Origin of the sequence: Desulfatiglans sp. (assembly GCA_012513605.1) — a bacterium.
Taxonomy (GTDB): domain Bacteria; phylum Desulfobacterota; class DSM-4660; order Desulfatiglandales; family HGW-15; genus JAAZBV01.
In genome coordinates this window covers 1-11,389 of the sequence record JAAZBV010000055.1, presented here as the reverse complement: position 1 = coordinate 11,389, position 11,389 = coordinate 1, and the positions used below count along the sequence as shown (strand labels likewise).

The 11,389-nt window shown below is 43.3% G+C and carries 8 protein-coding genes; 5 read left to right on the top strand and 3 right to left on the bottom strand.

What is annotated here, in order from left to right; all coding sequences use genetic code 11:
• Positions 1-187 precede the first annotated feature (187 nt).
• Positions 188-994, top strand: a complete 807-nt coding sequence (locus tag GX654_07245) for an SDR family oxidoreductase (protein NLD36646.1) — start codon at positions 188-190, stop codon at positions 992-994.
• 20 nt (positions 995-1,014) lie between these two features.
• Positions 1,015-1,890 (top strand): hypothetical protein, encoded by an 876-nt coding sequence (locus GX654_07240; protein ID NLD36645.1) that lies wholly within the window; start codon positions 1,015-1,017, stop codon positions 1,888-1,890.
• Here the strand turns inward: GX654_07240 and GX654_07235 are convergent.
• Positions 1,880-2,869, bottom strand: a complete 990-nt coding sequence (locus GX654_07235) for a glycyl-radical enzyme activating protein (GenBank protein NLD36644.1) — start codon at positions 2,867-2,869, stop codon at positions 1,880-1,882. The genes GX654_07240 and GX654_07235 overlap by 11 nt on opposite strands.
• A gap of 15 nt (positions 2,870-2,884) precedes the next feature.
• Complete coding sequence (locus GX654_07230; GenBank protein ID NLD36643.1) at positions 2,885-5,449, bottom strand: formate C-acetyltransferase/glycerol dehydratase family glycyl radical enzyme; 2,565 nt, start codon at positions 5,447-5,449, stop codon at positions 2,885-2,887.
• Positions 5,450-5,686: 237 nt separating this feature from the next.
• Between GX654_07230 and GX654_07225 the strand changes: the two genes are divergently transcribed.
• Positions 5,687-8,230 (top strand): formate C-acetyltransferase/glycerol dehydratase family glycyl radical enzyme, encoded by a 2,544-nt coding sequence (locus GX654_07225; GenBank protein ID NLD36642.1) that lies wholly within the window; start codon positions 5,687-5,689, stop codon positions 8,228-8,230.
• Positions 8,231-8,373: 143 nt separating this feature from the next.
• On the opposite strand, the gene GX654_07220 is transcribed toward GX654_07225, so the two are convergent.
• Complete coding sequence (locus GX654_07220; GenBank protein NLD36641.1) at positions 8,374-9,456, bottom strand: methyltransferase; 1,083 nt, start codon at positions 9,454-9,456, stop codon at positions 8,374-8,376.
• A gap of 739 nt (positions 9,457-10,195) precedes the next feature.
• Here GX654_07220 and GX654_07215 point away from each other — a divergent pair.
• Positions 10,196-10,585, top strand: coding sequence for a BlaI/MecI/CopY family transcriptional regulator (locus GX654_07215; protein ID NLD36640.1), 390 nt, complete (start codon positions 10,196-10,198; stop codon positions 10,583-10,585).
• A 1-nt stretch (position 10,586) separates the two neighbouring features.
• The coding region (locus GX654_07210) for a M56 family metallopeptidase (GenBank protein ID NLD36639.1) at positions 10,587-11,389 on the top strand (803 nt) is incomplete at its 3' end.

Sequence of the window (11,389 nt, the reverse complement as noted above, 5' to 3'; positions counted from 1 at the left end):
GTATAAAGATTGTCAATGAATCAAGAGAAGCTGAACGAAGTCATCAACGGAGGAAGCATCGACGAAGAAAAGACCGCCCCTTTTACCAGGACTCGTGCTATGCAACATCTTAACCGGAAATTACTGAGTATTTATAACCTTTGCATAAGTTTTTGCTTATTACCACCCATTCAGAGGAGGCTATATTATGCACCTGACACCACCTATTACCAGTATGAACGATGCCTTCAGTGTAAAAAACAAAAATGTTGTTGTTACAGGGGGTAACCGCGGGATCGGGCTCGGGATCTGCACCGCCTTTGCCCAGAGTGGGGCAAATGTGGCTATTCTATGCCGCAACAGGGAAAAGGGTAATCAGGTCGCAGCCGGTTTTAAACAGTATGGAGGCAGATATACCTGCATAGGGTGTGATATCGCTGATAAAAAAAGTGTGGATGCAGCAACCGCTGATATTTATAATTTTTTTGATCATGTAGATGTACTTGTTAATAACGCCGGGGTGGCTACCAATGTAGAATTTTTAAAGGACAAGGATCTGAAGGAGTGGCACAGGGTTATAGATACCAATCTCCACGGTGTGGCCAATATGGTATATGCTATTGCACCAAAGATGCGTGAGGCAGGTCTGGGTGGCAGGATCATAAATATCTCATCAATAGGCGCCCAGCTTATTGGTGATGTATTTAATCACCCTAATTCCCCTTATAACACATCAAAGGCGGCCATTGATCATTTCACCAGATACCTTGCAGTGGAGCTTGGCGGCGATGGTATACGGGTAAACAGTATTGAACCAGGCCCGTTCCATTCTGACCTTGATAAAGACCTGCCTGAAAGCGCACATGAATTTATAAGAAGAGAGACACCATGTCACCGTTTTGGTGAACCGATCGAGATAGGTGCATACTGCGTGTTCCTGGCATCACCCGCAGGAAATCATATTACAGGCTCAATTTGTGTTCAGGATGGTGGCTTAATCTGCAGGGCGGGGTAATAAGAAAAGGAGAAAAAAGGATGTCCAATATCGAATATTTCGCATTTTCAGGCCAGGGTAACCCTATTCTACCCCATGTTGAACCGAAAGATGCCCGTGTTAATACTGTATGGATGGATGACAAGGTAATAAAGAACTGCATGTTCAATGAGGCAGCATGGTATAAAAAACCGTGCAGGGAACCGGGTCTTTTCAAAGTCAATTCAGATAAAATGATATTTATGATAGGCGGTGACCCTGAAAAGCAGGATAGCCTAAACGCGACTGTTGATCTATGGATAGAAAACGATAAACTCACGCTCACCAATTCATGCGCGGTGTTTATCCCTGAAGGGGCTGCACATGGAAATCTTGAGGTGAGGGATATTACAACACCATTTTTCTATTACACATGCCACCTTAATACAGACAGGTTTGAGGCAATCCCGGCAAATGCAACCGCGGCAAAGGGCAGCTATGCAAATAATTATGTTGAAAGGTATGAACGGCCTGATGGAACAATCCCTGAAGCGCCGGAAGGTTTCATAAAGTTTCTGGTCTATATGGATGGTAAAAGGTTAAAGGGCGCGCCCTATGCCGAGATAATATGGTTCTGTACAACAAATAATACAGGCCCTGCACCACACAGCCATGATGACTTTGATGAGTTCATAGGTTTTATAGGCACTGACCCCACACACCCCGAAGAGCTGAATGCAGAGGTCAGTTTTTATATTGAGGGCGAAAAGATATCAATAACCAAAAGCTGCCTGATCTATATACCCAGGGGCCTTACACACAGCCCCATATTTGTGCCAAGGCTTGATAAACCCATACTCCACTTTTCAGGTGGTAATGGTGGTGATTACGCAAGAAAGGGTGATGAACACAGGAATGATAATATGTTCAGGCTCTAATCATCTTTGAGGTAGAGCCCGCCACAGCAGGGATGCCATATTTTTTCAATATCTCAGTAAGATCAAGAAGGTTTTTTTCCCACGCGGCCCTTTCAGGCGGGATAAAATCATCCATTGGGTATGGAATGCATAAGGACTCATATTTTTCTGTACCCATCTTCCTGTATGGTAAAAGCTGGAGTTGCAGGATATTATTATTGAGCTCATTCTTAATAAATTCAGCCGTTGCCCGGATATTCTCTTCACTGTTGTTATGATCCGGGATAACAGGTATCCTTAGAACCACTGGTTTCTTTAACTCAACTGTCCTCTTAATATTGCTAAGGATCAGTTCATTACCAACACCTGTGTATTCTCTGTGCTTACTGGTATCCATATGTTTAATATCGGTAATTATAAGGTCAGTATATTCATATACCTGTTCCATATGTTCTCTTGCACAGTGCAGCGAGGATTCTATACAGGTGTTTATTGAGTTTGCATTGCATTCCTTCAAGAGTAGTTTTGCAAACTCCCACTGAAGCATTACCTCTCCCCCGGAAAGGGTAACACCTCCGCCTGTCTTGAGATAAAAATTGCGGTCTTTCAGGATGATCTTAACAAGCTCAGGGATGGTATATCTTTTGCCCCAGATCATTATTGCATTCGCAGGGCATTCATCAGCACATTTAAAACACTCTGCGCATTCAGCGTTTTCATCCACTTTAAGGAGGTGATCGTCACATGTCCTGATAGGGCTATTCTCTTTTTCAGGGCAGGCCTTGATACAAAATGAGCACTTGCTGTTACCAATGCATTTGGCAGGATACACGCCAATCTCTCGAGATGGAGATAATCCTTCGGGGTTGCTGCACCACAGGCACCTTAAGGGACAGCCCTTGAAGAAGATCTCTGTTCTTATTCCAGGGCCGTCATGAATTGTGTATCTCTGTATGTTGGTGATGAGACCGTATGGTTCACCATCTTTTGTAAGTTTCATTACGCTATTTACCGATCAGTCAAAGGAGAGCACTGTCCTTCCGATAATATCATCCTGAAGCTCCTTTGACAGCTCTACAAAATAGGCGCTGTAGCCAGCCACCCTGATAAGGAGGTCCCTGTATTCATCCGGATGTTTCTGGGCCTCAATCAGGGTCTCCTGATTTACAACGCTGAACTGGCTGTGCATGCCCTTGCGCTGAATATATTCATCCATTAAAGCAATAAAGCTGTCACGACCGGTAGTGCCGGTAAGGGATGATGGTGAAAATTTCCAGTTAAGTAGTGTCCCGTTTGTAGCCCTCGCATGATCAAGCTTTGTAACTGAACGGCATATTGCGGTTGGGCCTGATATATCGTGGGAGGCAAAGCGGGTGTGAACTGCCCCCATGCAGTCAGAGAGGGGTTCAAATGCCTTTCTGCCTTCAAATGATGCCCACTGCATAAGCCCGAACGCAACGTTTACAGTAACAGAATATGCCCCCGGCTGATAGAACCCGCCCCTTGTATTGGGCCGTTTTTCTATGTGTTTGCACCATGTGTCCATTGCAAACTTGGTTAGTTCATCAGCATAGTCATCGTCATTGCCATAGTGATGCACCTTATCACTGTTCACATATGCATAGAGTGATTCATACCCTTCCCAGTTGTTGCGGATTGCATCAAGCAACTCCTTACCTGTCACCCTCTTTTCATCAAATACAAGCTGTTTGATGGTTGAAAGCCCATCACCGGTAGTGCCTATACCCACACACTGTGGCCCGCTGAAATTATATTTAACGCCACCCCGGGTTATATCCCTGCCATTTTCAATACAGCCTTCCATAACAGAAGAGAGATAGGGCAGGGGTTTTAATGCCTGATGCGCAAGATCAACTGCATTTAATACCGCGATCTGGCGGTCACACCAGTATTCCATCTGCCTGTCATAGGCATTAAGTACCTCTTCAAATGTCTTAAAATCCTCAAGGCTGCCGGTCTCAAGGCCGAGCCTTTCACCTATTGCGCCGCATTTTTCCCATCTCATGCACTGAGGGCCGCAGTCTATGCACCTGCCGTTATTCATTGCAAGCTCAAGCACCTTTGCCATGTTCATGTGACCGCAATCCTTCCAGCCGTATGATTTACCGGTTGCATCAGGCTCAACGCACCCTACCACCTGATAGTCTCGCGCATCCTTTATATCTGTATATGATGAAAGCATCGATGGTATAGCAACATCGTCATTAAATATCTTTGGTTCACCAGTTCCAAGGCGTATGGCATTTGCCACCTTTACCTTGAGTTCCCAAGGTGTGCCTGCATGCATCCTTACAGCAAGCCACGGGGTTGGTATCCTGATATGGGTATGTGCATCTATGCCCATAAAGGTAAGCTCATTGGTGGCATCCTTTCCGTCCCTGTCTAGGCCTCCAAGGGTCAGGCACTGGCCCCCTACCCCGCCGTTACCGAATGTTTTAATGAGCACATGGCTCCTAAGTTTGTTCAGGTCCCATATCTTAATGAAGAAATTCTCTATCAACTCCTGGCAGAATTCACGGGTTGCAGTACCCTCTTTTATATCCTTCTTAAATAATGGATACATGTACTGGTCAAACCGGCCGTATGAAATAGAGTGGCCGTTACATTCCATGTGTATCATGCAGTTTGCAATATGCACAAGCTGGATTGCCTCCCAGAAGGTCCGGGGAGGGTTTTCAGATATCCAGAGCAGGTTTTCATGCATCTGTATGAGCTCTTTTTTCCTGGTCTCATCAGATGTGCTTTTGGCCTTTTCCCAGGCAAGGGTGGCGTATCGTTTTATGTGATCTGTAGCAGCTTCGTTTACAAGGAGCTCTGCCTTCAGGAAGGTATATTTTTTAAGTCCGTCAGGTGAGGTTTTATCAACATCCTTTAAGGCGTCAACTATCATCTGCCTTATACCTTTGTAACCGATCTTAAACAGCCTTTCATATGAAAGACCAAGGTGCCCTGCCCCGCAGAACATATAGGCATCTGCAAAAAATACCCCTTTGCCCGCATGCGACCCCTTTAATTCATCATCAGTAAGGAGCGAATTTGCATAGTCTTCAATGGTTTTACCATTCCAGAAATCCCTGATGGACTCAAGCTTTTCATATGCTTCTTTTGTAAAACTGAAATAATCATGGGTGCGCTCAGGGCTATAGTCCATAAGCCCGTCACGCATCTCATCTACTACCCAGTTTAGACCAAACTCAGGAAAAACAGGCGCCCCTTTTTTCTCACAACCCAGGCCCCCCACTATAAGTTCATCATCATAAATATAAATCGGGGTGTTTCTTAACAGGTTTGCCATGCCTTCAGCACATTTTGTTACCTGGGAGGCTCCGGGGTTCTTTTTAATGGCCTCGGTAACAAGGAGCGCCCTTTCTGGCGGGACAAAGCCGTTGGTTGTTTTTGCGGTATTTTTTAATATCCTGTTAATTCGTGGAAACGGCGAGGGTTCAGGCGTGTTACCCGATATACCCACTCCCCATTCTTTGTCAAAGGGCTCAACAGCCTGCGGCGCTATTTTTTCTGCTGCCTTGTATGTGTTATCAAACTCTTTGCTTGCTACCATTTTTTAACTCCCTGAAAAAAATGTTAATAAAGCCTTTTATTACCACAGCAGGTTTAGTTTATATAAGTAATTACGAACTGGTAATAATCAATATAATAATATAAATTCCTGAATAATTCTTGACTTAAAACGCTCAGGATATATATTTTGACCATTGAAATATATTACACGCAAATTTCCCTTTTTCCTAGAGTTTTTTTAATAAGAGGCCGATTATCATCATAAGAGGTATAAATAATGGAAACCGCAAATAAGGAAAATAACCCAAAATCAACAGCCCCCCTTGCAATAGAGCCCTATGATAAGGAGTGGGGGGTTGGGGTTTCAGCCATTACAAAAGACCCGTCGCCATTTCCCAGGATAAACAATATCTTAAGATGGCTTAAGGAAAGGGATACCACTGCCGATGCACAGCGGGCCGTAATATATACAGAGGGATACTTCAAAAAATACAATGACTTACCACAGATATTAAAGTGCGCCATGTCATACAGGGATGTGCTTGAAAATGTTACAATAAATATCTGGCCTGACGAGCTTATTGTGGGCGAGATAGCTGCCCCCGCAAAGAGTGCGCCAGTGTACCCTGAATTTTCCATTGACTGGCTCTGTGATGAGATGATCAACTCACCCCTTGATCAACGCAGAAATGACCGTTATGTGATTGATGAAAAGACCAAAAAGGCCCTTTTAGGCATACAAAAATACTGGAAAGGCAACACCCTTGAAGAGCATATATTAAGCACCCTGACCGAAGAGGAGCGAAAAGGATCACACCTTGAAAAGGGTGTTAACTTTTTCGGGCTCTTTGCCTCAGCAGGAGTAGGTCATGTGTGCGCCAATTATGAAAAACTCTTCTCGCTTGGTTTTGGGGGTATCAGAACTCAAATCATTGAAAAAAGGGCGGAATTAGATACTGCAAACCCCTCAGATATCACTAAAAAAGAGTTCTATGATGCAGCCCTTATCTCCCTTGAAGGGGCTGTTACCTATATAAAGCGCTATGCAAAGCTGGCTTATGAGATGGCGCAAAAAGAGGGTGATGAACGCAGAAAGGCAGAGCTGATCCGTATTTCCGCTAACTGTGCCCAGGTGGCTGAAGGTGTTCCAAGGGACTTCTGGGAGGCAATACAGCTATGGCACATTGCCACCAACATGATAATCATTGAAACAAACGGTCACTCTGTAACATACGGCCGTTTTGACCAGCTTTTTTACCCCTTTTATAAAAATGATATAGCTAAAGGCACCTTTAAGCGTGAGTTTGTCCAGGAGCTGATAGAGATGTCCTTTTTAAAAATGCATGAGCTGTGCAAGATCCGCGACAAGATGGCAATCGTATTTTCCAGTGGCACCATAATGGGGGGCACTGCACTGGATGTGGGCGGCGTGGACAGGGATGGCAATGACGCAACAAATGACCTGAGCTACATGGTGCTGGATGCGCATGCTCACACAAGGATACCAAACCCCTGGATGGGTGTAAGGCTTAATGAAAATTCCCCAAGGGAATTCAAGATAAAGACCTTTAATGTCATCAGGATCGGCACAGGTGAACCAAAGGTATTTAATGACTCTGAGATGATCAAGGCCCTTCTCAACTATGACAAACCTATAGAAGAGGCGAGGGATTATGTTGGCATAGGCTGTGTCGAGCCCTGTGTACCTGGTAAGACATACGGCTGGCATGATTCCAGCTCATTTAATATAGCAAAGGTAATGCAGCTTGCCATTAACCACGGCCGCTGCATAGATTGCAGCGTAAAATGCATGAGACACAGTAAATGTGCGGGGATCGGCGGAAGGCTCGGCATTGATACAGGTGGTCTTGATACATTTAAATCATTTGATGATGTGATGGATTCATTTGATAAACAGATGAAGTACTGGTGCAACCTCATGATAAGCCAGGTAAACAAGGTGGATATGGCCCATCAGAGGTTAAAACCCCTCCCCTACCTTTCACTTTTAATAGATGACTGTATCGGGAAAGGGATGGATGTATCAGTTGGCGGGGCAAAATATAACCACAGCGGACCCCAGGGGGTTGGCATAGGGACTGTTGCTGATGGCCTCACAGCAATAAAGCAACTGGTGTTTGATGAAAAAAAGATAGATGGCGCCTCCTATCTTAAGGCATTAAAGGCAGACTGGGAAGGGTATGAGCCTTTATATGCCCTTGTAAACAGCGAAAAGATGCACTGTTACGGCAATGATGACGATTATGCCGACGATATAGCAAAATTTGTTGCAGCCACATACTGCAAGCATGTTGAACACCGGCCAACCGCCCATGGAGGCGAATTTATGCCCGGTGTCTTTTCAGTTTCACAGAATGTAATGGCAGGTTTCTTTACAGCCGCCACACCTGATGGCAGAAAGGCATATGAACCTCTCTCAGACTGCATAGGCCCTGCGCATACAAAGGTATCATCACACGATAGAAACGGGCCAACAGCAATAGCAAAATCAGTTGCCAAGCTTGACCACAGCCGGATTGGTAACGGCATTATCCTTAACTGGAAATTCAGCCCCGGCGCTGTGTCAGGTGAAACAGGCAGGGATAATCTCATTGCCCTTATGGATGTCTATTTTGACTGTAAAGGGATGCAAAGCCAGTTTAATATCATAGGCAGGGATGTTATGATCTGTGCTCAAAAACAACCTGAACAGTACAAGGACCTTCTAGTGCGCATAGCAGGTTACAGCGCCTATTTTGTTGAATTGAGCGAGGAGCTGCAGGGCGACCTGATAAGCCGAACAGAGCTCTCTTTTGACTGATTAAAACAGATATGGAAGATATTCATTCCCCATAAATAATGGTATTAATATCATAAGATCAAAAGGGTATCGCAATTTTTTGTATACTAAATCTATGCAGTGTCCATCCAGAATTTGTCTCTTCCTGAATGGACACTATTCATTTATTTGCTGTATCTTTTCCTGGACTCTATATAAAGGGTCTCCCTGAATGCTGGTGTCAGGTACTGTGCGCCATACCTGTGGAGATAGCTTGGCTTTTCAGGGTTGCAGAATCTTTCTACATATCTTTTTGCTATTGCCCTCTGTTCATCTTCAGTGGTGGTTTTGGGATCAAACCTTTCAGGCACAACTCCGACAAGTATTTTATCACCATAAAGGTCATAGATCGTTTCAAAATCGTTTATAGCCTGACCGCCCCATGCATCCCAGCCGGCAGCGATCATGTTGGGCACCTGTTTTAAAAGCATGCCGCAACTGTGGAGTTCCGCAAACCTCCCCTTTGAATGTATAAAATCGGTTACCCTTTTCATGGGAGGCACAATCAGGTCAGCCGCAGTATCAGGAGAGAAAAAGGTCTCCTTCTGTGCGCCCCAATCATCATGAAAATAAAAACCATCTATATGGTCATAGTACTTAAGATAGTTATCAAGTATCTTTATATAGAGGTCAGCAAGCCTGTCAAAAAGCTCCCTTACTGCCTCTTTCTGATCCTCATCTATCATGGCCATAACAGCCGCCTCAAAATCCATAAACGAGATCAGCCTTTCAAAAAATCCTGTCTGGAACCAGACCATGTTAAAGATATCCGGTTTCAGGTATGTCCCATTGTTATCTTTTGCGCTCTTTTCCCAGCCCCAGCCATCTACATCAGGCCATGTTAACCGCTCATGCCACTCATTCGCATCTTCCATGAATGGTTTACCCGGACGCACCATTGAACCGCCAGCCACAGGTATGTATTCCCACTCAATCCCGAACATATCTTTTCCGCCGCCATCCATAGGGTCAAAGGCGTTTGCCTCATAAACAAATGAGCGTGCAACATTATCGGGTATGATACCAGGAGTAAAAATTTTGATTTCAGGATCAATTATCTGCCACAGGGGCTTTCTTTTAAATGCAGCAACCACACCCTCCCTTATCGGAACAGGGTAATTATACATCTTGATGGCAGGCATCCTTGTGCTTTCAGGTATTTCAGATACTACTTTTAATTCTTTTAGATCAAATGATGGGATTTGCATTTTGATTATCTCCATAAACAATTACCGGATAAAGAAAAACAAATTTATATCCATCCAGAAAGCGATTGTTTCCGGGATGAAGATATCAGCATTCAGATTAAAGCCAAATCTTTGCTTATATGCCCTTGCTGAAAGCTGAGCGCCGATAGCCGACCGCTTAATAGTGATATATATCTTTAATATGGATTTTAATGTCAAGTAAAGAATATATCTTTTATGCAGGTTGGGTTAAGCGAAGCAAACCAATTATAATCAATCCCATATCCCCATCATACCTTTTTACAAATAAACCATTTGCCATTTTTTATATCAATAAACACGGATATTGGGTTTAGGCTCAACCTGGCTTACCCGGATAGATGATCTGCTTTCTGACCCGGATCAATATGAAGGAGAGGCAGGCCATTATGTATCTCTAATCAAAAAGCATTGCGCGGTAACCCTGTAACAATGCTGCACCTGGGGAATGGTTCAGGAGGCATTGACAAGGTTTTTAAAAGGCTTTTTAATTAATATTTAGTGTATTAAATCCGTTAACCTGACAGATTTCTGTTCACACAATAAATCTTAATCCTTTTAATTAGTGGTAATTTATCTCATATTATCAACAAGTTATTTTTATTGTACCCATGGAAACAAGGTTCGTGATAAAATATTTTTGATTTTACAAAAATAATTGTTGACATTAATGACGTCTGTCATCATAATTAACTACAAATGTCATCAGGAGATATGAGAAATGAAAAAAAATGCCTTACCAAAACTCACGCCCGCAGAATTTGAGATAATGAATGCAGTCTGGAACTCAGGGGAGCTTACAGTTACAGAAATCATGAATCAGGTAAATAAAAATAATAAACGCAATCTTACCAGGTCAACTATCCAGGTTCAGATCGGAAGGCTTGAGGAAAAGGGATGGCTTAACCATCGTCAGGAAGGAAACAAGTTTTTTTTCAAATCCACTACACCGCGCAGTGAAGCCTCTGCTGCCATAGCACTTGATATAGGTGATCGTATTTTTGGCGGTTCATGTGTAGAGCTTGTAAAGGCATTTTTCAGCAGGTCAGCGGTTTCAAGTGAAGAGATAAGGCAGTTAAGGGAGTTAATAGACAAATACGAGGAGAAATAAAATGGATTTTCTCTCTTTATTATCAAGTCATGAAGCAGCAGGGTTTTTTATTACACTGGCAGGGCAGTCTATCCTGATTTCAATTACAGGGCTTGTCCTGTTAAAACTGCTTTCTAAAAAAACTGCACCTCTTCGCAGCCTTGTGTGCGCAGCAACAATAATTGCAATGGGATTACTCATTGTGATCTTTATCGGTGCTCGTTTATCTGACATATCATGGCAAATGGAACCAACACCTGTTATTGAGCAGGAAACCACATCAAATTTTATCTCTGTTCCATATCAGTATGAACCATTACCAGTTGCGTCACTGCCTAATGTATCCTCTAAACCATTACAGATAGAACCTGTACCCCACATTGTTATACAGCCATATATTCCTCAAAATATTGATACAGCATATATGACTCCTAACCTGGAACATTCTCCATACTCTATCAGTTTGTCCTCTACTGTAATTACCATTATTAACATGCTGGGCCTCATATGGATTATCGGGGTACTTTTTCAACTTTTCAGGCTGGGCTATGGATTAATATTGGTAAAGAAATTTAAGAGAAGTATTGAAGCTATAAAGGATATATCCTTTAATAATATGCTGAGCAATATTGCCGCCACATTATTCAGGAAGGGGCGACTTGTGCCCAGGCTTTACCGATCATCTCTAATAGAGTCCCCAATGGCAATAGGGTTTATACATCCTGCTATCATTATCCCTGAAAAGCTATTTACCACATTAACAGACAATGAGCTTAAGAGCATCCTTCTGCATGAGATGGCGCATATATACCATTATGACCAGGT